The following is a 25,866-nucleotide window of genomic DNA, read 5'->3' as shown; positions in this document are numbered from 1 at the left end:
CACCATGTGTGCTTTTCATGCTATAATTAATTGTATAATAGCTAAAATATGGTGGTGAATTTGTGGGGGAAGATCTAAAGGAAAAAATAAAGCAGATTGCAAGAGGTCTGGGTATTGATCTTATCGGCTTTACCTCTGCCGCACCTTTTAATGAACTGGAGAAAATTTTTCTTGAGCGTAAAGCGCAAGGGTATTTATCGGGATTTGAAGAACAGGATATTGCAAAACGTATTGATCCGAGGTTAACATTGGAAAATGCAGAGACGATTATTGTGATAGGAATGAGTTATTATACAGATGCATCAGAAATATGTGAAGAAGAGGGCGCAGCAAGAGGAACGATCGCCAGATCTGCCTGGGGAAAGGATTATCATGAGGTTTTGCGGAACAAGCTGCTTATATTGATGAAAAAAATAGAAGAACTTATAGGCTTCTTCCAATATCGAATCTTCGTAGACACCGGGCCCTTGTCTGACCGTGCTGTTGCAAGACGGGCAGGATTAGGGTGGATAGGTAAGAACAATATGCTGATCACAAGGCAATACGGCTCTTGGGTTTTTATTGGATATGGGATTGTGGATTTTAAGATAGAACAAGATGAGCCCCTGCAGGATTCATGTGCCGGTTGTAATGCATGTATTCAAGCGTGTCCTGCTGGTGCGTTGGAGGAAGGTTATAAACTCAAAGGGAAAAAATGTTTATCCTTTATTACACAGACGAAGGATGAAATAGAATCTGAAGAGTGTAAGAAGTTAGGCAATAGGATATATGGATGTGATACCTGTCAATTGGTTTGTCCCCATAACCAAAAGATAAAGAAAACAAAAACCTGGGAGTTTTTACCAGACCCATCTATCAGTAGACCAAAATTAGTCGATCTTTTGAGCATGGACAATCAGACTTTTAAAGAAAAGTATGAAAACACTGCTGCAGGATGGCGTGGAAAAAACACTTTACGAAGAAATGCGATTATCGCTCTTGCTAACAGCAGAGACCCTAAGGGAATACCCTATCTGGAAAAACTATTGGCTGAGGATAGCAAAATGATTCGAAAATATGCCCTGCGAGGGATCGTATCTCTAGAGCCTCAAGCTGCAAAAAACATATTGAAAACCCATTTAAAAAGGGAAAGAGATGCAGAACTCAAAGGCTTTATAGAGAATTTTTTAGGAGATGATTGCAATTAAAGCTGTGGTAATATCGGATACCCACATTAAAAAATTGGGAAAACCCCTTCCCAAGCCTTTGCAGGATCATTTGGCTGATGCAGACGCCATTTTTCACTGCGGAGATATTATAGATGAAGATTTTTTAGGGGAACTAGAAAAATTTGGGCCTGTATATGCAGTGAGGGGAAATGGTGATTTTATTGGAGCTGTTGCAAATCTACCGGAAAAGCGTATTATAGAAATTGGTGGATACAAAATAGGAATTTTACACGGTCATGGAGATAAGGGAAAAACTGTCGATCGGGCCTCTAATGCTTTTCGGGAAGAAGCTGTAGACATTATTCTATTTGGACACAGTCATCAGCCTATGCTGCAGGCGAAATCGGGAGTCTTAATGCTGAACCCCGGGTCACCAACCACGAAAAGGAGAGAAAAACAGTATTCTTTTATAATACTGCACTTGGAAAAAGAGCTGCACTGTGAGTTTGTATTTTTTTAAGAATCTTTCTAAAGAAGGATTCTTTTTTTTATTAACTACAAATTCATGGAGAAAAGGACAAAGAAAGCGAATAGAATAGATTAAAGCATGATCTTTAGGCAAAGGGGGAGTTAATTTGGCAAGATATAGGGAACTACCTTATACAAAATTAAAAAAGGTGTGTGATCCCCAAAAATTTCCTTTTCATACCACGGAGGAATTAGTACCGTTAGAAGGAATTATTGGTCAGGATAGAGCGGTCAGAGCAATGGAATTTGGATTACGAGTAAAAAACTTGAGATATAATATTTTTGTTGTAGGCGTAAAAGGAACAGGTAAGAAAAGCTACGTACAAAAGGTGGTAGAAAAAAAAGCTCGTCTGGAAAATATACCTGACGACTGGTGCTATGTATATAATTTTCAGGAGCCCAGTCATCCAATCGCTTTGAATATGCCTCCGGGGATGGGAAAGATCCTTTGTGAGGACATGAACTTGCTGGTACAGGATTTATTGACAGAGATTCCAAAGGCATTTTCTGGAGAAGACTATGAGAGACAAAAAAGTGAAATCGTTAAGCAGTATCAGGAGGAAAGAAATCAATTATTGGAGCAATTGACGGAGTACAGCAAAGAAAATGACTTTATGATAAAAAATACCAGTACCGGATTCATGCTGGCACCTATGATTGACGGTGTTGCCGTAGGAGATAAGGAATTTGAGGACTTAGATGAGGAGCAAAAAGAGATGATTGAAAAGAAAGCAGAGTACGTACAGTTAAAAGCAGTAGAAATATTAAGAAAAATGAAAGCCTTGGAAAGGGATGCAAAAAAACAGATCCGGGGACTGGAAAATAAAATAGGCCTTTTTGTTGTAGAGCCATTGATGGACGAATTGTATGACAAGTATAAGGAATATAGCAGGATTGTCGAATACTTAAAAAATGTACAGAATGACGTGATCGATAACATTGATGACTTTGATTTAACAGAAGAAGAACAAACGGAGATTTTGACCAGGAAGGCTGAGAACAGCTTTGTAAAAAAGTATAAAGTAAACCTTTTTGTTGACAATAGCAACGCAGAAGGGGCACCTGTGATTATCGAATGTAATCCCACCTATAACAACTTAGTTGGAAGGATTGAGTATGAGAATGACCAGGGTACCTTAAAGACCGATTTTTTGATGGTAAAGCCCGGTGCCATTCATAAGGCCAATGGAGGATATTTGATTCTCCAAGCGAATCAATTGCTTAAAAACTTTCAATCATGGGATACGCTGAAGAGAACCTTGGAAACCGGTGAGATTAGTGTTGAGAGTATTCGGAGTCAGTTAGGCATCGTAGATATTGCATCCTTGAAGCCGGAGCCTATAGATGTAAATATAAAGGTGATTATGATAGGAAATCCATATTTGTACCGACTGCTACATTCAGTATTAAGGGAATCGAATATGCAATCAAAAACCCTCCCAAGTTTATTGGGAGGGTTAAAATTTTAATTATCTTTTACCAGCTTGCTTATTTCTAGCTACCCAGAAATCTGCATTTTTGATTCCAAGTTTAATTGGATCGAATACCGGATCTTTTCCTTGAGCTTTTTGCTCTTCATAATCCTTAAGCGCATCAAATGCAGGCTTTCTAAGAATAACGATAGCGATGATGTTCAACCATGCCATTAATCCTACCCCGATGTCACCTAAGCCCCATGCTAATTCAGCTGTTCTGATCGCACCGTAGTAGATAGATACAAGTAACAGAACTCTTAGTACGTTGATCGCTAATTTTCTATTATTGCCTTTCTTGAATAGATAAGCAATATTTGTTTCAGCATAGTAGTAGTAAGCCATCAAAGTTGTAAATGCAAAGAAGAACAATGCGATTGCAACAAATGGAGCACCAAATCTAGGCATTAATGTTTCAACAGCTTTTTGAGTAAATGCAGGACCTATCTTAACACCAGGTAATTTCTCTACTAAGAAACCGCCTGCAGGATTGTTAATGTTATAAGAACCTGTGATTAAGATCATGAATGCTGTAGCGGAACATACAAACAGTGTATCTACGTATACAGAGAAGGCTTGAACAAGACCTTGCTTCGTAGGGTGAGATACTTCTGCAGCTGCAGCAGCCATTGGACCAGTACCTTGACCTGCTTCGTTAGAGTAGATACCACGCTTAACACCCCAGGATACTGCCATACCGATGATACCTGCGAAAGCAGGCTCAATTGCAAATGCACTCTTGAAGATTAAGCCTAAAACAGCTGGAAGTTGTCCAATATTTAAAACGATGATTATAATAGATACTAAGATATAACCAGTTGCCATGAAAGGAACGATTAACTCTGCAGCTCTACCGATACGCTTAACCCCACCGAAGATGATAAGGCCTAGTAAAGCTACGATAATACCACCAGTAATCATAGGATCTACACCAAATGCGTTTTGTACACCGGCAGCAATACTATTAGATTGTACACCCGGTAAGAAGAAGCCCATTGCGATAACTGTAGAAACTGCGAATATTAATGCATACCATCTCATACCCATACCTTTTTCGATATAGTATTGAGGACCTCCACGATACTCGCCATCTACCTCTTCTTTGTAGATCTGAGCAAGTACGGATTCAATGAAAGCTGAGCCTGCACCTAGGAAAGCGATTGCCCACATCCAGAACACTGCACCAGGACCACCCATTGCGATAGCGGTGGCAACACCGGCGATATTACCAGTACCTACACGACCGGAAACTGCAAGAGAGAAAGCTTGGAAAGAAGATACCCCGGCTTCTGAACTGCCGCCTCCAAATAGGAGTTTTACCATGTCTTTAATGTGACGAACTTGCAGGAATCGGGTTACAACAGAGAAGTATAAACCCACCCCTAAACATAGATAGATAAGTGCTTGACTCCACAAAATACCATTTAGTGAGTCGACCAATTGAGCCATTAACTCCACCTCCATAATGTTAAAATTTTTATAAAGTTATTAAAAAATATTAAGTTAATCATACTACGTTTTTGGAAAAGAATCAATAATATTTTTTCATTTTTGTAACATTTCAGATTAGAAGATTCATTCCTTCAATGACTAGAGTGCCAATAAACCTCTAATGTATGTACTAGCACTAAATAATACTTCTTATAGTATTGACGTTAATAGGTATAAATTATTCAGAAAATCTATTATTCAGATGAATCTGAATAATACTTCTTGAACAATTCTCATAAATTTAGAATAAGGAAAGGAGGATTTTTGATGGGGAAATCTGAGGAGATTAAGGTCATACGCCTATACGGAGAAGGAGATTTAAATGAAATACTCGGCAAAATAATTTTGGAGGAGATGATAAAAGGTAAAAATCAATGGATAGAGGATCCTGAGCAGCAATGAAAACGTGGTATGTAGGTATTTATGCAAGAGTTTCTACTACGAAAGACGAGCAGAAAGACTCCATACAGGCACAAATTCAAAGTCTCGAAGAATGGATTCGGACTAACAATGAAAAAGGCATAGAACAATACAAGTTGGTACAAATTTTCCAAGACTATGGAATATCCGGTGCTACTTTTAATAGGGATGAATTTGACGAGATGAAAAAATGTATTGAACAAGGAAAGATAAATATGGTTCTGACCAGAGATTTATCCCGTTTTGGGAGAAATTATGTACAGGCGGGATATTACCTGGAAGATTACTTTAAAATAAACAACATTAGATTTGTTTCAGTACTGGATAATGTAGATACTATTCATGAAATCAATGATATCGTACCTTTCAAAAATGTACTCAATGAAATGTATATTAAAGATTGCTCCAGAAAAAGCCGGGACGGGTTAAAGCAAAGAATGACCCGGGGTAGTTACATTGGCTCAAAAGCTCCTTACGGATATGTAAAAGAAATTGTAGAGGACAAGGGACAAAAAACCATTCGGTTAGTGCCTGCAGAGGATGAAACAACGGAGACTGTTAAAGAGATATTTCAGATGTACTTAGACGGTTGGGGATATTCCAGGATTGCAAGCTATCTGAATGATAAGAAAATCCCTTCTCCTGCTGCACTTATTGATTTTCCACTTGCCAAAGGATATCAGTGGAATGTAAACGGGGTCAAATCAATCTTAACCAATCCAAAGTACGGTGGAATGATGGTGCAAGGTCAATACAAAAAAATCAGCTACAAGCTTAAAAAAACCATAAAGCTTCCACCGGAAAACTGGATATATAGCGGAGAATTCCAAGGAATTGTATCTAAAGATATTTATATGAAGGCACAAGAACTGAGGGTGGCCAGAAGTGGGACAGGACAAAAAGGTAGCAGGAGTAGTCAACTATTTAGCGGTAAAATCCTATGCGGCGATTGCGGCAGTGGGATGGGATATCAAAAAAAATATCAGGAATATCGATGCGTAAATGCACAAAAAGGGAAGCAATGTACCGCCCATAGCATTAAAGAGGATTTCTTACTGGAACAAATCAGAGTAGATATCCAAGCATGCTGTAAAAACTTAGAGATAGGCAGGTTATGGAGCCTAAAGAATCTCGCCCTGAATATAAAAAAAGAGGGTATTCAAAAGAATCTGGCAGAGATAGAAGAGCAATATAAAAAGGCGGAAGGAAAACTTAAAAAGTTATATTGTGACCGGTTAGAAGGACATATATCCAAAGAACTTTTTCTGACATTTTCAAATGAAATTCAAGATAAGCAAATATCCTTACTAAAAAAAAAGGATCAGTTAGATAAACAATGTACAGAAATAAACAGGTGTATGAAGCAATGGGAAGAGGAACCCTTTAGACAAATTGAAAGAATTTTTTGTATAGAAAACATTTCAAGTGAAATCGTCGACAGATTGATTGAAGTGATCATAGTGCATGAATATAAGAATAGGGGAGAGAAGGTCGTTAAGCTCCACTATAGATTCCGGGATACAGATTTAAATGATAATGAATACAATCCTATTCTCTAAAGACTGAATGTGGCGACTGCTCTATACATTGGATGAAGAATTTGAAAAGCTGTTTAAAATAAAAGTGGATTTTGATGACCGGATGGATACTGGAGAGGAAAACGAATTGAGTATTGCCCAGTTTATTAGTTATTACTGCAAGAAAAAAAATATCAGACACCTGGATACTACCGGTGTTGCAAAGGTGGTTGAGTATTGCAGCAGAATTGCAGGCAGTCAGAAGAAATTGTCAACCCAGTTTAGCAAGATAGCGGAGCTGCTCATCGAAGCTGATGTGTGGGCAGAGGTAGAGCGTGAGCCATATATTTGCGACAGACACATTAAAAAAGCCTATGATGAGAAGATATATAGAAACAATATGTTAGAAGATAGAATGTTGGAGATGTATAAAACTAAAAAAATAATTATTGATATCCGGGACAGAAAAATCGGGAGAATTAATGGACTGTCAGTAATAAATTTAGGAGATCATGTGTTTGGAAAACCATCGGTAATCACAGCTACAACATTTATAGGGCATAAAGGCGTTATCAATATCGAACGGGAAGTAGAAATGAGCGGCAGCATTCATGACAAGGGTGTAATGATTCTAGAAGGATATTTAAACGAAAGATTCGCCCAAGAAGCGCCTTTGTCCCTTACAGGAAAGATCTGTTTTGAACAATCTTACGGGGGTGTAGATGGGGATAGTGCCTCTAGCACGGAGTTATATGCGCTGCTATCCAGTTTAGGAGATGTACCTCTCAAGCAGTATATCGCAGTAACCGGTTCAGTAAACCAAAAAGGCGAGGTTCAGCCGGTGGGAGGTGTAACGGAAAAAATTGAGGGATTTTTTGATATTTGCAGTTACTTTGGACTCACAGGAGATCAAGGGGTTATGATACCTTATCAAAATGTGGAGGATTTAGTGTTAAAAGACGATGTGATCGATGCAGTTCAAAAAGGTCTTTTTCACATTTACCCTGTATCTAGTATCGAAGAGGGGATAGAGATTCTAACAGATCGATCTTATCCTGATATTTATGAAGGGATTAGAGCGAAGTTAAACAAATATGCTGCATCAGAAAATCAAAATACGTCTTCAACAAAAAATGGAAGGGAGTCTGGCAACTTATTGTAGGAAGTAGAGCGAATTCGCTCTTTTTCTTTGCGCTAGTATCGCTGCATTCCACAGCGATAAATTTTTAAACTTATGTAATGAGTTCATAAAATGGAGGATTTTCTCAAAAGGATATGATATATTTTAAAAGGGAAACCTTTTATGCTTGGAAAGTAAGGATAAAAGAAGGAAAATGGACAGAATATAACAATAACGGGTATGAAAAACTTTAGAAGCCCTATTAGAATTAAAGGAGGTAAAGAACATGAGCAACATACATGAATTACCATTTCTAAAAGAGAAGATCAATGAACTAAAGGAGCAGGGAGTATATCGACAGCTCCCGATTTTAGAAGGACCCAATGAATCAGAAATCTTTCTCAATGGTAAAAAAGTAGTTAACCTTTCATCCAATAATTATCTGGGATTTGCTAACCATCCGAGATTAAAAAGAGCCTCTATTGAAGCCGTAGAAAAATATGGTGTCGGTGCTGGTGCCGTACGAACCATTATTGGAAATATGGATATTCATGAAGAAATGGAGACACTTTTGGCAGCCTTCAAACGGGAGGAGGCTGTGATGACTTTCCAATCCGGCTTTAATTGTAATGCAGGTACTATACAAGCAGTTACTGAAGCAGGTGATATCATCATTTCAGACGAATTAAATCATGCCAGCATCATTGATGGTGCGCGGTTAAGCAAGGCTGACAAAACAGTTTATAAGCACAATGATATGGATCACCTGGAGAAAGTTCTAAAGGAAAGCAGAGAAAAGTACAGAAATCTGCTGATTATCACTGACGGTGTATTCAGTATGGATGGGGATATTGCGGACTTGCCTTCTATTGCTGCTTTAGCAGAAAAATACAATGCAATGACCTATGTAGATGATGCCCATGGCTCTGGTGTATTAGGTGAAAGCGGCCGGGGAACAGTAGATCATTTTCAACTGCATGGCAGGATTGATTTTAGCATTGGAACCCTTTCAAAGGCTATCGGTGTTATCGGAGGCTATGTAGCAGGCAGCAAGACAGCTCAGGAATGGCTAAATCATAGGGGCAGACCAATTCTATTTAGTACGGCTCTTCCTCCTGCTGCAGTTGGTGCTATTATTGAGGCTGTAAAGATGTTGATGGAAACCACAGAATATACCGATAGATTGTGGAAAAATGCTAAATATTTTAAAGAAAAACTTGGAAAGCTAGGCTTTAACACGGGACATAGTCAAACACCTATTACACCGGTGATTATCGGGGACGAAGCAAAGACAATGGAGTTTTCCAGAAATTTGCTAAAGAATGGGGTGTTTGCATCGGGAATTGTGTTCCCTACAGTACAAAAGGGAACCGGAAGAGTACGGTGCATGGTAACCGCAGGGCACACTGAGGAGCAGTTGGACCGTGCCATTGCTGCCTTTGAAAAGGTTGGAAGAGAAATGAATTTAATATAAGCAGGCAATGAGAAGCAGGTGTGATTCACCTGCTTTTCTTTTATGCCAATTATCTTTGTTCACATGATTCCTGCAGGTTGTTATATAATATTAGTATCTAAACTAGCATCGAGGTGATGGGAATGATTATTGGAACATGTACTGTTGAGCTAATTATGTTTGAACCTAATTCCCTAAAAGAGAAAAGACATATCATAAAGAGCCTGATTGGAAGGCTTCAGTCTAGATTTAATGCATCTGTAGCCGAGGTAGATCTGCAGGAAAAGTGGAAAGGGGCTGTGCTTGGCATTGCTTGTGTAACAACCACCACCAAGCATGCAAATCAAATGATTGATAGCATCATCAGGTTTATTGAGGGAGATAATAGGGTAGAGATTGTACAGTTAAATATTGAGATTCTGTAATTATAAAAATGATCCATCGTGATTAGGAAGGTGAAAATTCATTGAAGAAAAAAGCAAATGAAAGGTTAAGAAAGAAGGAAATAAAGGATGTGTTAGAGAAGCTAGAGAAAATATATCCGGAGGCTGTTTCGGAGTTAGTTTATCAGACTCCTTTCCAGCTTCTGATTTCTACAATACTTGCAGCGCAATGCACAGATGTTCGTGTCAATCAGGTTACAAAAAAGCTATACCAGCATTATAATACACCTCAGGATTTTCTTAAACTCAGTGAAGAGGAATTAGGAGAGTGGATTCACAGCTGTGGCTTTTATAAGACTAAAGCAAAAAACATTCTCAATACCTGTCGTATTCTAGTGGAAAAGTATGGAGGCGAGGTACCTCAAAGGAGAGAAGAACTGGTGGAGCTGCCTGGAGTAGGCAGAAAAACCGCTAATGTGGTTATCAGCAATGCTTTTGGAAAACCAGCCATTGCCGTGGATACCCATGTTTTTAGGGTGTCCAATCGCATTGGGCTGGCCCATAGTGACAATGTAGAGGACACCGAAGAGCAGCTTATGAATAATATTCCTAAGACCCAGTGGTCCGATGCCCATCATTGGTTAATCTACCATGGGCGCAGAATTTGTAAAGCGAGAAAACCTCTTTGTGAACAATGTCCGTTAAGAGAGGAATGCCTATACTATAAGGAATTAACAAAGAAGAGCTAGATTTCGTCTGGTTCTTCTTTTCAACGAAATGAAAAGGAAAATGTAAAAATACGACGAATAATAAAAACGAAAGATCTAAAGATGAAAGAGGTGTGGGTCATGACGGAAGCTGGAGAGCAAAGAATCAGCCCCCATGAAGTGATGTTTGCCCTAGACATTGGGACAAGAAACGTGGTTGGCATCGTGGGCAGACAGGAAGAAGATCAGTTCATCATATTAGATGTAGAAGTGATCGAGCATCCAAGCAGATCTATGTACGATGGACAGATTCATGATATCGATAAGGTTGCTGCTGTAGCCCAAAGGGTTAAAAGTAATCTTGAAAATAGATTAGGTTTTTCTTTACGTCAGGTAGCGATTGCTGCTGCCGGTAGAGCTTTAAAAACTTATAAAGTTCATGTAGGAAGAGAAGTAGACATTACAAAGATCATAGACAAACGTATGATCGATAGTCTAGAAATAGAGGGAATTCAAAAAGCGCAGCATGCCCTTGAACAGGAATCCTCGACCCAAGATATAAAATATTACTGTGTGGGTTATACAGTAATTAATTATTATCTTAATGATGGCGTGATGACAACCTTAAAGGGACATCGGGGAGATAAAATTGGCGCCGACATTTTGGCTACCTTCCTGCCGCAGGTTGTTGTGGACAGTCTATACAGTGTTATGGAACGAATCGGATTGGATGTAATCAACCTTACGCTAGAGCCCATCGCTGCTATTCATGTAGCCATTCCGCCAAAGCTTAGACTGCTAAATCTTGCACTAATCGACATTGGGGCAGGTACTTCTGATATTGCAATCACACAGGATGGTACAGTGGTAGCCTATGCAATGGCTTCTGTAGCAGGAGATGAAATCACAGAGGCAATCGCAAAAAACTTTCTACTGGATTTTGAAACGGCTGAAAAACTGAAAGTAAGCCTCAACAAAAAGGAACAGCACTCTTTTAGTGATATTGTAGGAATACCATACGAAATGAGCACCAGTGAAATCATTGAGCGGATTGACGAGGTAATAGAGGCACTGGCAGAAGAAATTGGAGAAAAGATCCTTGCCTACAACGGGAAGACTCCAAGTGCAGTATTTTGTATTGGCGGAGGAAGCCAGATTCCAACCTTTACGCAACATTTAGCTGCAAAGCTTGGACTGCCAAAGGAAAGAGTCGTTGTAAGAGGAACTGAAATTATTGAAAATACAATTTTTCAATGCAACAGGATTGAAGGGCCTGAATTCATTACACCTATTGGTATTGGGTTGATTGCCTTGAAAGACCGGGAGCAGGATTTTATTCATATTCATGTGAACGAAACAGCAGTCAAATTATTAAATACGAAGCAAATGTTTGTTTCCGACGCTCTTATCCGAATCGGATATAATGCAAGAAAGCTCATCGGCAGAAGGGGAAAAGGGTTGACCTGCTTTGTAAATGGTGCTCAAAAGAATATTCCAGGAGAACCGGGGGAAGCAGCAAAAATATTTGTGAACGGTGTCCCTGGCAACTTGGACACAAAGATAAAAAACCGGGACAATATTGTAGTAGAGCCGGCCTATGATGGAAAAGATGTACACCTTACCTTAAACGACCTTTTAATGGAGGTTAAAACTGTCCAATACAATGGCCTGGATTTTAAATTAATAGGAGATCCTCTTGTAAATGGAAAACCAACTGCTTTAAATTATAGTATTCAAGATGGGGATCAGATTACATTTAAAGAAATTCAGCAAATAGATGAGCTGCTGATGCGGCTGCAAAAAAGATCGGAACACTGTAGAGTTTTTGTCAATGAGGTACTGGTAGACAAAGATTATGTGATGCAAGACAAAGATCATATCAGGATTGAAGAAATTGAAATTAGAGAAAAACCAATTGAGGGTCCTTTTAATGCGGTGGTTGTCCATGAAGCAGAGGCTGCCCCAAATCCACAGAAGGATTGCAATGAACACGGGATATTGGTTCATGTAAACAATGAACCTGTCTTACTGCACTCCGATCGAAATACCCCCTATATTTTTGTGGATGTTTTTAATTATATCGACTTTGATCGCACGAAAGTGCAGGGTACGCTTATATTAAAGCTAAATGACCAAAGAGCTAATTATACAGATCCCATTGCTGATGGAGATCGTATAGAAATCTATTGGGAATAAATCATTGGGGGTTAAGACAAAAAAACTAGAGGGATTCCCTCTAGTTTTTTTGGTTGCGGAGGCAGGATTTGAACCTACAGCCTCCGGGTTATGAGCCCGACGAGCTACCATTGCTCTACTCCGCGCTGAAAAATGTTACTATCATAGTATATGTACAGAGATTATAGAATATGCATTGATTTGTAAAAAAGGAGGGAGAAAACTCCCTCCGTCATCAAAGGGGAAAATTTATGGGTGGATCTATGTCCACTACATATTATGCATGTACAAAAAAAAAGTGACAGAATCCAACATTCAAAAGTGTTATTTTGGCATTAAATTTGTGTTACATTATGTTCAATGAAGTAAATATAATGTATATTAGTAATATAGGTGTGTCAAATGTAATAATATTAAAACAAACAGATCTTGCTACATTAGAAATTAAAATGCAGGAAAGGAGGAAAAAATGATGGATGCAAAAGCTGCCAATAACACCAAACAAAAGAATTTTGTTGCAGGAATTATCATTGTATTATTAAGTTTTCTAGTTTCTACTACAGGAATTACATTTTTCCTGATTCACCGTGATACAATCTATAATGGTGTAACGATAGAAAATATAGATATGGGCGGCCTATCTATTGCTGAGGCTGGTAAAAAAGTTCAGAATCATTTCGAAGACAGCGTTGTCCAAAAGAAGATACTTCTAAAATATGGAGATAAGGTTTGGAATTTTAGTGCAGAAGATATGGGATACAATCTTAATTATACAAAGGCTGTTAACGAAGCCTATAACATCGGCAGAGAAGGGAATTATTTTGAAAGGCTTCAAAAGATCATCTCTCTTTATCGCAGTCCTGAAAACGTAGCGCTTACGCCTGTCTATGATCAGGAAAAGATTGAAAAGCAATTATCTGAAATAAAAAAAAATATTGATAAACCTGCAAAAAATGCCATTATAAAGCGGGAAAACGGAAAATTTATCATAACTCCTGAGGTTACAGGACTTCATATGAATTTAGAGCGGGCAAAAAGTTCGATCCTAGATGCGGTAAGAGATCAAAAGGATATTTCTGAAATTGCCATTGACCTTCCTGTGGAGATTCAGTCCCCTAAAATTACTTCTGAAAGTCTAAGCTATATTAATGATCTATTGGGGGTATATACTACCCAATTTAATGCAGTAAACAAAAACCGCAGCCAAAATATAATACTTTCTTCGAATGCTATCAATGGAACCGTACTTATGCCTAATGATGTTTTTTCATTTAACGATAGGGTGGGTCCAAGAAGTAGAGATAGAGGCTATCTGGATGCGCCGGTTATTTTTAAAGGTGAACTGGTTGAAGGATTAGGAGGAGGAGTATGTCAGGTTTCCAGCACCATTTACAATTCCGTTTTAATGAGTAATCTTAAGATTGTAGAACGTGTGAATCATAGTATCCCTTCCACCTATGTACCAAAGGGATTAGATGCAACGGTTTCTTATGGGGTATTGGATTTTAAGTTTCAAAATACACTTTCTCAACCCATTTATATCGAATCAAATGTTCATGGAAATCAATTAACTATAAAGATTTATGGTTTAAAAACCGATAATAGAGTGGTAAAAATTGAAACGAAGGAAACGGAGTTTGTCAAACGGGGCACGGAAATCAAACAGGATCCTCATTTGCTGCAGGGAATGCAGCGGGTAGAGCAAGAAGGCAGAGATGGATATAAAATAACTACCTATAGAATCGTTTATGAAAATGGTGTAGAGGTTGAACGTAGTGTGGTTTCAAAAGATTACTACAGGCCACAAAAACAAATTATTATTAAAGGAACGAAAAAACCTCAACCAATAAGTACCATTAAGCAGGAGGCCACTAGCACGGAAACCAACAATATGGAGCCCGTCCAATAAAAACCTCTCAATTTGAACGATTTGTAGAATATGTTTACAGATATTGTCGTAGAAGTCTTAATGAGGTACGAGGTGATAGGATGAATCAGGATTTATTTGACAGGGAGATACAATGTCCTGTGTGTAAAAATATTTTTCACACCAAAAGAGTAAAGAGCTCTGCATGCAGAATTGAAAAACGGGATACAGATTTCTGTATTACCTATAGCAGTACAAATCCAATGTTTTATGGTGCCATTGTATGTCCCATGTGTGGTTATGCAGCTCTGGAGAGTAATTTTAAAGACATTACCCCTCAGGGGAAGAAAATTATTGAGGCCACAATAACAAAACGGTGGGTACCACGCAGCTTTGGAGAGGAAAGAGATGTACATGATGCTATAGAAGCCTACAAGCTGGCGCTGGTCTGCGGGCAGCTGTTGAATCTCAAAAAAGGAAATCTTGGAAATATATGTTTAAGGCTTGCCTGGCTCTACAGATTTATTAATAGTGAGCGGGAGCAGGAATTTCTAGCCCATGCACTAAATTGCTTTGAAGAGGCTTTTTTACACGAGCCGCTGCCTATAGGTAACTTGGATGAAGTATCTTTAACTTATCTCATTGGAGAATTATATTTACGTCTTGGAAGATATGTGGAATCCATTGATTGGTTCAATAAGGCAGTAGGGAATCCGCTGATAAAAAGAAATAAAAAGCTGGAAATGCAAGCGAGAGAACAATGGCGTGTAGCTAAGGAAGAATTCAAAAAATTAAAAAGTGAAGTGCAGGTGGGATGAATGAAAAGGGTGTTCTATGGAAAAGCGAAAACAACCTTAGGTGAATTCTATGTTGCGTCTAGTGACCAGGGTTTATGCAGGATTGCACTGGAAAACGAAGAAGAAAGCAGTTTTTTAAAATGGCTCCATAAGCATTTTGATCATGTAGAGGAAAGTTATGATAGAAATGAACAGATTATAAATCAATTAACTGCATATGGAAAAGGGCTGCTAAAAGAGTTTACTGTGCCTTTGCATTTGATTGGAACTCCTTTTCAGCAAAAGGTTTGGCAAGCACTGATGGCTGTTCCCTATGGTACAGTTAGCAGTTATAGGGATATTGCTGAAAAGATCGGTTTGCCTAAGGGCTTTCGGGCTGTAGGTATGGCCAATAACAAGAATAACATTCCGATTGTTATCCCTTGTCATCGCATTATCGGTGTGGATAGAAGCTTAGTTGGTTATGGGGGAGGCCTGGATTTTAAAATAAAATTGCTTGCCCTTGAGGGAATTAATGTTTACGAAGGAAAAGCTGTTACGAATCTGTAACGGCTTTATTTTTTGCGTTAATCCGAAATATGAGGGGGAATTCCATGTATAAAACAATGATGATTCTTGGACTCATACGGATGATAAAAAACAGAACACAGATATCCAGGCAAAAACCGATTGTTTTTGTGCCCGGATTATTTGGTTCTATGGGCGAGGAGATCATACCAGGGACTGGAGCTTGGAATTTTGGAATGGCTGCTTCCGTATATGAACCTTTCATCAAAAGCCTGGAAGGACTTGGATATAGACACAACAAGGATTTATTTATTGCTTATTACGATTGGAGAAAAGATTGCAGCTATATTTCCGCCCATTATCTGAAAAAAGTAATAGATCAAGCAAAAAAAGCAACGAAAAGTAATCAGGTGAATGTAATTTGTCACAGTATGGGAGGGCTGGTAGCCCGTGCTTATGCCCAAGGCGGTACTTATGAAAATGATATTGACAACCTAATCATTATCGCTACGCCGAATGCCGGCGCAGCAAATGCTTATTATTTTTGGTCCGGCGGCGAGCTTCCTTATGAAGGGAATATCAAATCAAATCTTTTTAGATCTCTGTTGGAAGGATACTTATGGATACTGGAGCGTGTATATGGTACAGAAAATGATATGGAAACCATTCGCCGTTATTTGCTGGGAGCGCGTGATCTGCTGCCTGGAAGAAAATATAACCCTTATCTTTATCAAATGGGTCCTCTGGGACGAATGCATTTTATACCTTATGAGAGCATGCAGCATCAAAATACTTTCATTGATGAATTGAATGAGAATGAAGGAATCTTGCCACGCAGAGGAATAAAAGTAACTTTGATCGGAGCAAAGGGAGTAGAAACCAATCAGTATTTATACGTAGATAGAAACTATAAAGACCCGATCGGAAGGTGGGCAGACGGAAAAGTTATTGAAGCTTATAAATCTGAAGAAGGTGATGGTACGGTTATGCTAAAGAGTCTGCTGGCTATTTCGGGAGATACCTATATCTTTCATGGAAGCCATACGGATATATTAAAGAAATGCAGCTTTGTATTACGAAAAAAACTGGAAATTCCTGAGGATGCGGTCATTAGTGAACAGGAGGAGAGCATTGAAAGGTACTTAAGTATACTTGTGGAGGGCAATGGGGATGTAGCAGTAAAAACCCTGACGAATCAGGGAGTGCATACCATTTACTCCGGCTTGGAAAAAAGAAGCGGCTTATATTATCAACAATTTAAACCGGGGTTGCAGTGGATTATGATTACTAACCACGGTCCTACCTCTCACTATATTGATTTCTTAGCAAAAGAAAACGGTGTTGTAAATCTAAAAATCATGGATAGCAATGGTGCCGTCAGAAAAATACGAAATAAGAGGGTGGAGGCAGGAAAAAGCTATCGGCTGTCTATATAGGGAAAGGAATTGCATAATATTCAAAAATCTGGTATAGTCTAAATATAGTATAGAAGGTGTCCCTCAAAAGTAGGGACATATTTTTTGCAGTTTATTCAAATTGTAAATTATATAGTATTGAGGTGATATTTTGAGGGGCAAAATTACATTGGTTACAGGCGGAGCTAGAAGCGGAAAGAGTTCTTTTGCTGAAAATCTAGCAAAGGAAGCACTAGGATCTGTGGCTTATCTAGCGACGGCTATCGCCTTTGATCAGGGAATGAAGGATAGGATTAAGAAACATCGGGAGAATAGACCGCAACAGTGGACTACCTATGAAGCATATAGCAATTTAGATCGCATAATACCGGAGATTGCCCAGACCCATAACACAATTTTATTGGATTGTGTTACAGTTATGACTACCAATCTTATGTTTGAGCAGGAGGGTATAGATTGGGAGACCATAAAACATGAGGAAATCGATAGGATAGAAGAAGGAATTCGGCAGCAATTTATTGACTTTCTTAGAGCCTGTCAAGAATATAATGTGTGGCTGATTATGGTAACCAACGAAGTGGGCATGGGGATTGTTCCTGAAAACAGACTGGCGCGGATTTTCAGGGATATAGCGGGTAGAATTAATCAGTTAATTGCACAGGAAGCAGATGAGGTTTATTTTACAGTATCTGGAATACCTATGAGAATCAAGTAAAGGAGCAGATATAAATATGGAAAAGAAGCTTGATAAAGGATTGGTACAGGTTTATACGGGAGACGGCAAGGGAAAGACAACTGCGGCATTAGGACAAGCCCTTCGAACTGTGGGGAGAGACTACAAGGTATATATGATACAGTTCTTAAAGGGTGGAGACTCGGGAGAACTGCATAGTGTGGAGCGGCTTTATCCTGATTTTCAAATTTTTCGCTTTGACAAAGTAAAAAAATTCTTCTGGACACTAAATGATGAAGAAAAAGCAGAGCTAAAGAAAAGAATTGATGAAGGCTTCGATTTTGCCATGCAGGTAATCAGAGAAGAGAGTTGTAATATGTTGATTTTAGATGAAATCATGGGCGTGTTATCTAATAAACTTCTTTCTGTTGAACAAATTTGTCAGTTAATTCAGGAAAAGCCGGAGCATATGGAGCTCATTTTGACAGGTAGAAATGTACCCCAGAAAATCATTGAGCTTGCGGATTATGTATCTGAAATAAAAATGATTAAGCATCCCTTCCAAAAAGGGATTCATGCAAGGGAAGGAATTGAACAGTAATGAAAAGACTGATCCTAATGATTCAGTTTTTAACCAGAATTCCAATATTGGTTCAACTGGATGTGGATGAGAAGGATTTCTTGGAAGGCGTGATCTATTTTCCTTTAGTAGGGCTAGTCATCGGTATGTTTGTATTATCCTTTTACCACTTAGGGAATTGGCTGGGAGGTCCATTTGCAGCTGCGGTGCTGGCTGTGGCCATTGAAGTATTTATTACTGGGGGACTTCATCTGGATGGCTTAGGGGATACCTTTGATGGTATATACAGCAACCGGCCTAAAGACAGAGTCCTTGAGATTATGAAGGACAGCCGGCTGGGAACCAATGCAGCTTTGGCTATATTGCTAACTCTACTGTTAAAGGTTGCTTTTATATCAAGCATCTCTATATCGAAAGCAGGGGGAATTCTTTTGTTAATGCCTGTTTTTTCAAGATTTAGTCTTGTATTTGCCAGTAGATATGCCAAGTACGCCAGGTCCAATGGCATGGGTAATTTGTATATTGGAAAAGTGAACAACCGACAGCTGCTGATGGCCGGTATTATGACTTTACTGTTTTCTCTCGTAACTTCTTGGTCTATACTTTTTCTGCCGATAGTCTGTATATTTAGTCTTTTATATATCCGGCATATTACTGGAAAAATAGACGGCATGACAGGAGATACCTTAGGAGCCCTTTGCGAGCTTGCAGAACTGGTTTATTTATTCTACCATCTTGTAGTATTCAATATTGTTAGGTGAGGGTTTTATGGAACTAATACTTGTAAGACATGGGGAAACACAATTGAATTACCAGAAAAAGTATTGTGGTTGGTCAGATTCCTGTTTAACAGAAGAAGGGCTTCTACAGGCAAAAAGAGCTGCAGACAAGCTCAGGGAAGAGACAATTCAGCATATTTATTGCAGTGATTTGAAGCGCACGGTTCAGACTGCTGAAAGGATTAATGCCTATCATCATGTTGGCTTGACACAATCAAAAGAGCTTAGAGAACTCAATTTTGGAAAATGGGAAGAATTAACCTATAGAGATATAAAAGAACAGTATCCCAAGGAAGCTGCGGATTGGGAAGCAGACTGGCTCAATTATGCTGTGCCGGAAGGTGAAAGCCTGGTGATAATGTATCGGCGTATCATTGAAGCTATAGAAAAAATTGTGAAGGAGCATCAGAATAAAAGGATACTTATCGTATCTCATGCCGGTTGTATACGTGCTACACTGGCCCATTATATAGGGAGTGGAATCGAAGACTACTGGAAATACAAGGTAGATCACTGTGGGATTACGAGGATAGAGATTGTAGACAATTATGCTGTGCTGACTGCCTTAAATCAGTAGTAATAATAAAAATACAGATGCATAAAATGCATAAAAATATGCTTATATTACATAAAACCAGGAAAATTTAAAGAAATCTATTGATAATTAACAAAAAGTTTGATACCATGTAAGCAAGTAAATATGATACAAACAGGTGTCGAAGTACTTAATAGGGAAGTTCGGTGAAAGACCGACACAGCCCCCGCTACTGTGAGTGAGGATGAAATTGGCACAATGCCACTTGGGATACAAGGAAGGCGCCGAAAGTAAGTAGATTCACGAGTCAGGAGACCTGCCTGTTGTGATCTGCTGTATTGCCTTCGGCGGGAAGGAAAAAGTGGGATGTACAATTGTGTGTTCATACCCTAACCGAGATGGTTAGGGTTTTTATTTATTACTTGGAGAAGGGAAGAGTATAGATGAATTACCCCAGGTTTGTCTTGGCAGGTACGCAAAGCGGTGTAGGAAAAACAACAATCTCCATAGGTGTTATGGCAGCCTTAAAGAAAAGAGGCTTTGAAGTACAGCCCTTCAAGGTGGGGCCAGATTATATTGATCCTGCGTTTCACAGCTTTGTCACGGGGAACGCTTCCCGAAACTTAGACGGCTGGATGTTAGAGGGTGCAGTGGTTAAAAAATTGTTTATGAAAAACGCTTCTGGAAAAGATATATCCGTCATAGAAGGTGTGATGGGCCTGTATGACGGCTTTGGAATCGAGAAGGATCAAGGGAGCACTGCACATATCTCAAAGATTATTCATGCGCCGGTGATTCTTATCATTAATGGAAACGGAATGTCTGCCAGTGCTGCTGCCCAGGTATTAGGCTATAAGGTCTTTGATCCCAGCGTAAATATACAGGGAATCATCATTAACAACCTGTCTGGAGAAAAACATTACGAACTGCTAAAGGCAGCTATTGAAAAATATACGGGGATTCCGTGTATAGGGTATATGAAGACGAATACAGCCATTCAGTTAAAAAGCAGACATCTTGGACTAATTCCCAGTGTAGAAGTGGAAGATTTGAAAAAGAAGATCGATGAAATTGGGGAAATGGTTGAAGAAACCATTGACCTTGATCAATTGATCCAAATTAGCAACAAAGCTCAATCTCTGCAGGGAGAAACAGATCCTCCAAAAGAAGTACTGAAATTTGAACAGGTACATATTGGTGTGGCAATGGATAAAGCATTTAACTTTTACTATAGAGATAATTTAGATTTATTAGAGGAATTGGGGGCAAAATTAGTTTATTTTAGCCCTCTGGAGGATGAAAAACTTCCGGAGGCTCTTCATGGCCTGTACTTTGGCGGCGGATTTCCGGAAGTATTTGCAGAGCAGCTAGAAAAAAATGTCTCCATGAGGGAGTCCATAAAAACTGCAGTAGATCAGGGGATACCCACCTATGCCGAGTGCGGAGGACTGATGTATTTGACGGAGGCCATAACAACCCTTGAGGGAAGGCGTCATGAAATGGTGGGGGTTTTCGAGGCGGAAACAACCATGACCAATCGTCTGCAGCGATTCGGATATGTAGAGGTAAACATTGAGAAGCCTTGTGTGATCAGTCATAATCCAGTTGGCGTAAAGGGTCATGAGTTTCACCGATCAGTTATTTCAATGTCAAAAGATGAAGCGTTTGCTTACAGGGTGGAGAAGCGAAGAAATGGAGAACTGGTGAATTCATGGTACTGTGGTCTGCAAAAGCAAAATGTACTGGCAGGTTATGCCCATATTCACTTTTATAATCGTAAGGAGCTTGCTAAGGATTTCGTTGAGAATTGTAGAAACTTTATGGATGGGAAAGGGGATCGTCATGGAGAATAAGAGATTGATGTTTCAAGGTACAGCTTCATCTGTTGGGAAGAGTCTGATTACTGCAGCTTTTTGCAGGATATTTCAACAGGACGGTTATCGGGTAGCTCCCTTTAAGTCTCAGAATATGGCTCTGAATTCCTATATTACAAAAGAGGGGCTGGAGATGGGAAGAGCACAAGTGGTCCAAGCGGAGGCGGCTTGTGTAGAAGCCGATGTGCGTATGAATCCCGTATTACTTAAACCTACCAGCGATAAAAAGTGTCAGGTAATACTAAATGGGAAAGTATTTAAAAATATGACAGCTATGGAGTATCATGAATTTAAGCCTGAGCTTTCGCAAATGGTGAAGGAAACCTTTGACAGCCTATCAACGGAGTACGATATTATTGTATTGGAAGGTGCAGGAAGCCCTGCGGAAATCAATCTCCGCGAAAATGACCTTGTAAATATGGGCATGGCAGAAATGGCAGATGCTCCGGTGATTCTGATTGGAGACATTGATCGCGGCGGTGTGTTCGCATCACTGGCAGGTACCATGATGCTGCTAACTGAAGAAGAAAGAAGGCGTGTAAAAGGAATTATTATTAATAAGTTTCGGGGAGACGTAGAAATTCTGAAGCCAGGCATTCAGATGCTGGAGGATATAGTAAAAATCCCTGTATTAGGAGTAATTCCATATTATAACGTTCAAATTGAGGACGAGGATAGTTTAGCAGAACGTTTCCGCTCACAAAACAGACAAGGGCGGCAGATTAAGGTTGAGGTGCTATATCTTCCTCATGTCTCTAATTTCACAGACTTTAACGTCTTTGAAACGCAGGAAGACGTAGAGCTAAGATATGTAATGCGTGGAGAACAGATTGGAGATCCGGATATTTTAATTTTACCTGGCTCGAAAAATACGATTGAAGACTTGCTGTATATAAAAGAAAGCGGATTAGCAGAACAAATCCTAAAACTTCACCGCAATGGAAAGCTTATTGTAGGTATTTGCGGGGGATATCAAATGCTTGGGAAAAGACTGCACGATCCTCATGGCACAGAAAGCTCCATCGAAGAAATGAATGGGTTGGGACTCTTAGATGTAGAAACTGTCTTTGAACTGGAAAAGGTAACAACCCAGGTAGAGGCGAAAATTATTCCTCAGCTTTCGGGCGTGCTGGAAGGTACTCAAGGGTTGGCGGTTTCAGGATATGAAATACATATGGGGAAAACAAGCCTGGGAGAAGATTGTATTGTCATGAATCAAATCGTGAACCGTCTGGGAGAAACTGTGGATCTAAAAGATGGCTGTGTTAATAGGGAAGGTAACGTGATGGGAACCTACATTCATGGTATTTTCGACAATATTCCATTTACGAGAAAGGTATTAAATAATATACGCAGGGCAAAGGGACTGGAGGAAAAGGGAAGTACCATCGAGAGCTTCCAGGCTTTTAAAGAGGCTGAGTATAACAAGCTGGCACAAATTGTACGAGAGAATATAAATATGGAGAAGATTTACAGTATCTTAAATGGAGAACAGTGATGATCAAAATCTTAGTGGGATATATTTGTGATCTGGTTTTTGGAGACCCTTATTGGATTCCACATCCTATACGATTTATTGGCAATGGGATCAGTAGTACAGAGCGAGGACTGCGAAAAATTTTTAAGGGACCAGTCTTAGAAAAGCTTGGAGGAATAATACTTGTCCTTATGGTTGTAAGCAGCAGCTATCTGCTTATTTATCTGCTGCTATGGATTGCGGATTGGTTTCATCCGGCTTTCCGATGGATTATGGAAACCTTTCTGATCTTTCAGATATTAGCAACGAAAAGTCTGGATGTGGAGAGCAGAAAGGTATATATAAAATTAAAGCAGGGAGATATCCTTGAAGCGCGAAGGTTTCTTTCTTACATCGTAGGAAGGGACACTACTCATTTAAATGAACAGGAGATTACCCGGGGAGCGGTTGAAACCGTTGCAGAAAACATATCTGATGGAATTATAGGGCCCTTATGCTACATCTTTATTGGTGGAGCCCCTTTGGGGATGGCCTATAAAGCCATCAATACCCTGGATTCTATGGTAGGCTATAAGAATGAGAAATATCTCCATTTTGGGTGGGCATCAGCAAAACTGGACGACCTGATAAACCTTATTCCGGCCAGGCTTACGGGACTTTTTATCGTTGTATCCTCAGGATTGCTGGGATATGACTGGTCCAACAGCTTAAGGATCTTACGCCGGGACAGTAGAAATCACAAGAGTCCAAACAGCGGATATCCCGAGGCTGCTGTTGCGGGAGCTCTCAATATTCAAATCGGGGGAACGAACTCCTATTTTGGACAATTGGTTGAGAAACCAACGATAGGAGATAAGTTAAAGGAATTAGATACAGAAGACATTCTTCGGACAATAAAAATCATGTATGGCGCATCGGCAGTGGGAATGTTCTTTTTTACCCTTATTCGATGGGTTGCATATACACAATGGGGGATTGGGTTATGAAGGTAGCTAAGCATGGTGGAAATATTTATGAAGCAGCAATGGAACGAGGTATTGCAATAGAGGAAATTCTTGATTTTAGTGCCAATATCAATCCTCTAGGGATTCCAAATTCGCTAAAAGAAGCTTTGATTCAAAACATCCATAGTATTGAGCGGTATCCAGACCCTGATTATAAGGCACTGGTAGGGGCGATTGCGGCTTACCATGGAGTGAATGAGCAGTGGATCACTGTAGGCAACGGGGCTACTGAAATCATTTTTGCATTGGCCGCCTCTCTGAATTCGAAAAACAGTCTTATTTTAGCACCTACCTTTGCCGAATATGAGAGAGCACTCTTAAAAGCCGGCAGCGAGGTACATTATTACTATCTAAAAGAAGACAACGATTTTCAAATTGACGAAGGCTTTAAAAAGATGCTCAATCCGGAAATTGACTTAGTGGTATTGTGCAATCCAAACAATCCCACTGGCCAATTTCTAAATCGGCAAAAAATGATGGAAATCCTTCAGCAATGCCGGGTGTTTGGTATTCGCCTTGTGGTAGATGAGGCTTTTATGGATTTTGTTGAAGCTGGAGAAGAGGAATCCATGATTGCCTGTATGGAGGAATATAATCATCTCTATGTTATTCGGGCTTTAACAAAATTCTTTTCCATTCCAGGCCTTCGATTAGGCTACGCAGTTGCTTCCAATGAGAATATACTCAGACGAATTCGGGACAATAGGGAGCCTTGGAGCATCAATAGCCTAGCAGCCTTAGCTGGGGAAGTAGTATTAAAAGACCAGGCATATATTCGGGAGACAAAAGATTGGCTGCACAAGGAAAAGAATAAATTCTATGAGGAATTGAATGCCATAGAGGGGATTAAAGCATATAAGCCGGAAGCCAATTATATATTCTTTAGCTATAATAAGGATGAAAGATGTCTGAAAGAAGCACTGCTGACGAAAAAAATACTCATAAGAAGCTGCGGCAATTACAAAAATTTAACCAATCGGTTTTATCGAATTGCCATTAAGGATCGAAGTTCTAATGAAAAATTGATTGAAGCGTTGAAAGAGGTAATCTATGAAAGCTAAAGCCATTTGCCCCGCTTCCTGCGGCGAACTGTTGCAGGGAGTGATCGGTACAAGTGAAAAGTTAATTTCATACCCCATTGATTTATATGCTGCCGTAACGATAGAAGAATCGAAAGTACCTGCAAGAACAATGGATCGGAGAAAAGCGGTAGAGGGGATGTATAGGACTCTAGAGTACTTTGGACTGCCACGGAAGATCGGAGACACTCTTTCTGTAGAGGTGGTTTCACATATTCCGGTGGCCAAGGGAATGGCCAGCAGTACCGCTGATATTGCAGCCTCCATTGTTGCAACAGCAGCTCTGCTGGGCAAAGAGATTTCAAGAGACGATCTGGGAAGATTGTGCGTTGCCATTGAACCGACGGACAGTACCATTTTCCCCACGCTGACTTTATTTGATCATTTGAAGGGTATACGGATAGAGAGCAGCGACTGGATTCCGTCACTGGATGTTTTTGTACTGGAATCAGAGAAGATTTTAGATACCCAGGATTTTCGAAAGAATGATTATACGAAGGAAAGACTGGAAAATAAAAACAAGATTGAGAAAGCCTATCAGATATTTCAAGAAAGCTGTAGAACGAAGGATACCGGTGGCTTGGGAAAGGCGGCTACCTTAAGTGCCCTAACCAATCAAAATATCCTGCCAAAGGATAAATTGGAAGAAATCATTGATACGGTATTAGCCCTAGGGTGCTTTGGGGTGAATGTGGCCCATAGTGGAACCGTTATCGGGATTTTATATGATAAAGAGATTGTGGATTTGGAAGCTGTAAAAAGGAAGTTCTCGGATATAGGCGTTTTTAATAGTTATCCCCGCAGCTTTGAAACAAGGATTGTAGAAGGCGGAGTTAAAATAATTGAAAGCAAGTAGGAGGATGTA

At 39.5% G+C, this 25,866-nt stretch carries 24 protein-coding genes, 1 tRNA gene and 1 riboswitch; of the genes, 23 read left to right on the top strand and 2 right to left on the bottom strand.

All coding sequences use genetic code 11. The annotated features are described in order from the left end of the window. Positions 1-62: 62 nt before the first annotated feature. From queG to BUB56_RS05855, 3 genes are all read left to right on the top strand, one after another. Positions 63-1,187 (top strand): tRNA epoxyqueuosine(34) reductase QueG, encoded by a 1,125-nt coding sequence (queG, locus tag BUB56_RS05865; RefSeq protein WP_110940439.1) that lies wholly within the window; start codon positions 63-65, stop codon positions 1,185-1,187. Further along, positions 1,174-1,668, top strand: coding sequence for a metallophosphoesterase family protein (locus tag BUB56_RS05860; protein ID WP_110940438.1), 495 nt, complete (start codon positions 1,174-1,176; stop codon positions 1,666-1,668). The genes queG and BUB56_RS05860 overlap by 14 nt, the downstream gene beginning before the upstream one ends. A 115-nt stretch (positions 1,669-1,783) precedes the next feature. Then, positions 1,784-3,145 carry an AAA family ATPase gene (locus BUB56_RS05855; RefSeq protein ID WP_110940437.1) on the top strand — a complete coding sequence of 454 codons (1,362 nt, stop codon included), beginning with the start codon at positions 1,784-1,786 and terminating at the stop codon, positions 3,143-3,145. Here BUB56_RS05855 and BUB56_RS05850 read toward each other — a convergent pair whose 3' ends face one another. Continuing rightward, on the bottom strand, positions 3,146-4,597 hold the full coding sequence (locus BUB56_RS05850) for an alanine/glycine:cation symporter family protein (protein ID WP_110940436.1): 1,452 nt from the start codon (positions 4,595-4,597) through the stop codon (positions 3,146-3,148). It abuts the gene before it with no gap. 309 nt (positions 4,598-4,906) lie between these two features. On the opposite strand from BUB56_RS05850, the gene BUB56_RS20085 reads away from it, so the two are divergent. From BUB56_RS20085 to BUB56_RS05820, 7 genes are all read left to right on the top strand, one after another. Further along, positions 4,907-5,041 (top strand): hypothetical protein, encoded by a 135-nt coding sequence (locus tag BUB56_RS20085; protein ID WP_278319460.1) that lies wholly within the window; start codon positions 4,907-4,909, stop codon positions 5,039-5,041. Then, positions 5,038-6,618 (top strand): recombinase family protein, encoded by a 1,581-nt coding sequence (locus tag BUB56_RS05845; protein ID WP_110940435.1) that lies wholly within the window; start codon positions 5,038-5,040, stop codon positions 6,616-6,618. The genes BUB56_RS20085 and BUB56_RS05845 overlap by 4 nt, the downstream gene beginning before the upstream one ends. A gap of 28 nt (positions 6,619-6,646) precedes the next feature. Then, positions 6,647-7,738, top strand: coding sequence for a Lon-insertion domain-containing protein (locus tag BUB56_RS05840; protein WP_190014246.1), 1,092 nt, complete (start codon positions 6,647-6,649; stop codon positions 7,736-7,738). A 244-nt stretch (positions 7,739-7,982) separates the two neighbouring features. Then, on the top strand, positions 7,983-9,170 hold the full coding sequence (locus tag BUB56_RS05835; protein ID WP_110940433.1) for a glycine C-acetyltransferase: 1,188 nt from the start codon (positions 7,983-7,985) through the stop codon (positions 9,168-9,170). 122 nt (positions 9,171-9,292) lie between these two features. Next, positions 9,293-9,574 carry a DUF503 domain-containing protein gene (locus tag BUB56_RS05830; protein ID WP_110940432.1) on the top strand — a complete coding sequence of 94 codons (282 nt, stop codon included), beginning with the start codon at positions 9,293-9,295 and terminating at the stop codon, positions 9,572-9,574. A 41-nt stretch (positions 9,575-9,615) separates the two neighbouring features. Next, a complete protein-coding gene (gene nth / locus BUB56_RS05825) occupies positions 9,616-10,281 on the top strand; it encodes an endonuclease III (RefSeq protein WP_110940431.1) in 666 nt (221 codons plus the stop codon). A 99-nt stretch (positions 10,282-10,380) separates the two neighbouring features. Then, entirely contained in the window at positions 10,381-12,435 is a 2,055-nt protein-coding gene (locus BUB56_RS05820) for a cell division protein FtsA (RefSeq protein ID WP_110940430.1), read from the top strand. Positions 12,436-12,485: 50 nt separating this feature from the next. On the opposite strand, the gene BUB56_RS05815 is transcribed toward BUB56_RS05820, so the two are convergent. Further along, a tRNA-Met gene (locus BUB56_RS05815) sits at positions 12,486-12,560 on the bottom strand. A gap of 326 nt (positions 12,561-12,886) precedes the next feature. Here BUB56_RS05815 and BUB56_RS05810 point away from each other — a divergent pair. The 13 genes from BUB56_RS05810 to BUB56_RS05750 all read left to right on the top strand — a co-directional run bounded on the left by BUB56_RS05810 (position 12,887) and on the right by BUB56_RS05750 (position 25,857). Continuing rightward, a complete protein-coding gene (locus BUB56_RS05810) occupies positions 12,887-14,323 on the top strand; it encodes a VanW family protein (protein WP_190014244.1) in 1,437 nt (478 codons plus the stop codon). An 80-nt stretch (positions 14,324-14,403) separates the two neighbouring features. Beyond that, positions 14,404-15,099: a DUF2225 domain-containing protein gene (locus BUB56_RS05805; protein ID WP_110940428.1), complete on the top strand. Its 696-nt coding sequence runs from the start codon at positions 14,404-14,406 to the stop codon at positions 15,097-15,099. Next, the gene (locus BUB56_RS05800) at positions 15,100-15,627 is read left to right on the top strand and encodes a methylated-DNA--[protein]-cysteine S-methyltransferase (protein ID WP_110940427.1); all 528 of its coding nucleotides are present in this window, start codon (positions 15,100-15,102) and stop codon (positions 15,625-15,627) included. It abuts the gene before it with no gap. A 44-nt stretch (positions 15,628-15,671) separates the two neighbouring features. Next, on the top strand, positions 15,672-17,021 hold the full coding sequence (locus tag BUB56_RS05795) for a lipase family alpha/beta hydrolase (protein WP_190014242.1): 1,350 nt from the start codon (positions 15,672-15,674) through the stop codon (positions 17,019-17,021). Between the two features lie 130 nt (positions 17,022-17,151). After that, the gene (cobU, locus tag BUB56_RS05790; RefSeq protein WP_242946229.1) at positions 17,152-17,715 is read left to right on the top strand and encodes a bifunctional adenosylcobinamide kinase/adenosylcobinamide-phosphate guanylyltransferase; all 564 of its coding nucleotides are present in this window, start codon (positions 17,152-17,154) and stop codon (positions 17,713-17,715) included. 16 nt (positions 17,716-17,731) lie between these two features. Further along, complete coding sequence (locus tag BUB56_RS05785; protein WP_110940424.1) at positions 17,732-18,274, top strand: cob(I)yrinic acid a,c-diamide adenosyltransferase; 543 nt, start codon at positions 17,732-17,734, stop codon at positions 18,272-18,274. Further along, entirely contained in the window at positions 18,274-19,014 is a 741-nt protein-coding gene (gene cobS, locus BUB56_RS05780) for an adenosylcobinamide-GDP ribazoletransferase (RefSeq protein WP_110940423.1), read from the top strand. Before BUB56_RS05785 ends, cobS begins: the two co-directional genes overlap by 1 nt. Positions 19,015-19,021: 7 nt before the next feature. Further along, on the top strand, positions 19,022-19,609 hold the full coding sequence (cobC, locus tag BUB56_RS05775; protein ID WP_110940422.1) for an alpha-ribazole phosphatase: 588 nt from the start codon (positions 19,022-19,024) through the stop codon (positions 19,607-19,609). Positions 19,610-19,726: 117 nt separating this feature from the next. Beyond that, positions 19,727-19,905: riboswitch (cobalamin riboswitch) on the top strand. 105 nt (positions 19,906-20,010) lie between these two features. Beyond that, complete coding sequence (locus BUB56_RS05770) at positions 20,011-21,420, top strand: cobyrinate a,c-diamide synthase (RefSeq protein WP_110940421.1); 1,410 nt, start codon at positions 20,011-20,013, stop codon at positions 21,418-21,420. Beyond that, the gene (locus BUB56_RS05765; RefSeq protein ID WP_242946228.1) at positions 21,410-22,939 is read left to right on the top strand and encodes a cobyric acid synthase; all 1,530 of its coding nucleotides are present in this window, start codon (positions 21,410-21,412) and stop codon (positions 22,937-22,939) included. Before BUB56_RS05770 ends, BUB56_RS05765 begins: the two co-directional genes overlap by 11 nt. Beyond that, complete coding sequence (cbiB, locus tag BUB56_RS05760; protein ID WP_110940420.1) at positions 22,939-23,904, top strand: adenosylcobinamide-phosphate synthase CbiB; 966 nt, start codon at positions 22,939-22,941, stop codon at positions 23,902-23,904. Before BUB56_RS05765 ends, cbiB begins: the two co-directional genes overlap by 1 nt. Further along, on the top strand, positions 23,901-24,983 hold the full coding sequence (gene cobD / locus BUB56_RS05755) for a threonine-phosphate decarboxylase CobD (RefSeq protein ID WP_190014239.1): 1,083 nt from the start codon (positions 23,901-23,903) through the stop codon (positions 24,981-24,983). The genes cbiB and cobD overlap by 4 nt, the downstream gene beginning before the upstream one ends. Beyond that, positions 24,973-25,857: a GHMP family kinase ATP-binding protein gene (locus BUB56_RS05750; RefSeq protein ID WP_110940418.1), complete on the top strand. Its 885-nt coding sequence runs from the start codon at positions 24,973-24,975 to the stop codon at positions 25,855-25,857. Before cobD ends, BUB56_RS05750 begins: the two co-directional genes overlap by 11 nt. Positions 25,858-25,866: the final 9 nt, after the last annotated feature.

It is taken from the genome of Geosporobacter subterraneus DSM 17957, from assembly GCF_900142145.1.
Classification (GTDB): domain Bacteria; phylum Bacillota; class Clostridia; order Peptostreptococcales; family Thermotaleaceae; genus Geosporobacter; species Geosporobacter subterraneus.
Note: the sequence above shows the minus strand (reverse complement) of the source record. Positions and strands in the feature narration are given on the sequence as shown.

What these genes read in the sequence shown, in the direction of transcription:
- BUB56_RS05860 (WP_110940438.1), top strand. Translation starts at nt 1,174, where the DNA reads ATGATTGCAATTAAAGCTGTGGTAATATCGGATACCCACATTAAAAAA.
- BUB56_RS05850 (WP_110940436.1), bottom strand. Translation starts at nt 4,597, where the DNA reads ATGGCTCAATTGGTCGACTCACTAAATGGTATTTTGTGGAGTCAAGCA.
- BUB56_RS20085 (WP_278319460.1), top strand. Translation starts at nt 4,907, where the DNA reads ATGGGGAAATCTGAGGAGATTAAGGTCATACGCCTATACGGAGAAGGA.
- BUB56_RS05845 (WP_110940435.1), top strand. Translation starts at nt 5,038, where the DNA reads ATGAAAACGTGGTATGTAGGTATTTATGCAAGAGTTTCTACTACGAAA.
- BUB56_RS05835 (WP_110940433.1), top strand. Translation starts at nt 7,983, where the DNA reads ATGAGCAACATACATGAATTACCATTTCTAAAAGAGAAGATCAATGAA.
- BUB56_RS05830 (WP_110940432.1), top strand. Translation starts at nt 9,293, where the DNA reads ATGATTATTGGAACATGTACTGTTGAGCTAATTATGTTTGAACCTAAT.
- BUB56_RS05820 (WP_110940430.1), top strand. Translation starts at nt 10,381, where the DNA reads ATGACGGAAGCTGGAGAGCAAAGAATCAGCCCCCATGAAGTGATGTTT.
- BUB56_RS05810 (WP_190014244.1), top strand. Translation starts at nt 12,887, where the DNA reads ATGGATGCAAAAGCTGCCAATAACACCAAACAAAAGAATTTTGTTGCA.
- BUB56_RS05805 (WP_110940428.1), top strand. Translation starts at nt 14,404, where the DNA reads ATGAATCAGGATTTATTTGACAGGGAGATACAATGTCCTGTGTGTAAA.
- BUB56_RS05800 (WP_110940427.1), top strand. Translation starts at nt 15,100, where the DNA reads ATGAAAAGGGTGTTCTATGGAAAAGCGAAAACAACCTTAGGTGAATTC.
- BUB56_RS05795 (WP_190014242.1), top strand. Translation starts at nt 15,672, where the DNA reads ATGTATAAAACAATGATGATTCTTGGACTCATACGGATGATAAAAAAC.
- BUB56_RS05785 (WP_110940424.1), top strand. Translation starts at nt 17,732, where the DNA reads ATGGAAAAGAAGCTTGATAAAGGATTGGTACAGGTTTATACGGGAGAC.
- cobS (WP_110940423.1), top strand. Translation starts at nt 18,274, where the DNA reads ATGAAAAGACTGATCCTAATGATTCAGTTTTTAACCAGAATTCCAATA.
- cobC (WP_110940422.1), top strand. Translation starts at nt 19,022, where the DNA reads ATGGAACTAATACTTGTAAGACATGGGGAAACACAATTGAATTACCAG.
- BUB56_RS05770 (WP_110940421.1), top strand. Translation starts at nt 20,011, where the DNA reads ATGAATTACCCCAGGTTTGTCTTGGCAGGTACGCAAAGCGGTGTAGGA.
- BUB56_RS05765 (WP_242946228.1), top strand. Translation starts at nt 21,410, where the DNA reads ATGGAGAATAAGAGATTGATGTTTCAAGGTACAGCTTCATCTGTTGGG.
- cbiB (WP_110940420.1), top strand. Translation starts at nt 22,939, where the DNA reads ATGATCAAAATCTTAGTGGGATATATTTGTGATCTGGTTTTTGGAGAC.
- cobD (WP_190014239.1), top strand. Translation starts at nt 23,901, where the DNA reads ATGAAGGTAGCTAAGCATGGTGGAAATATTTATGAAGCAGCAATGGAA.
- BUB56_RS05750 (WP_110940418.1), top strand. Translation starts at nt 24,973, where the DNA reads ATGAAAGCTAAAGCCATTTGCCCCGCTTCCTGCGGCGAACTGTTGCAG.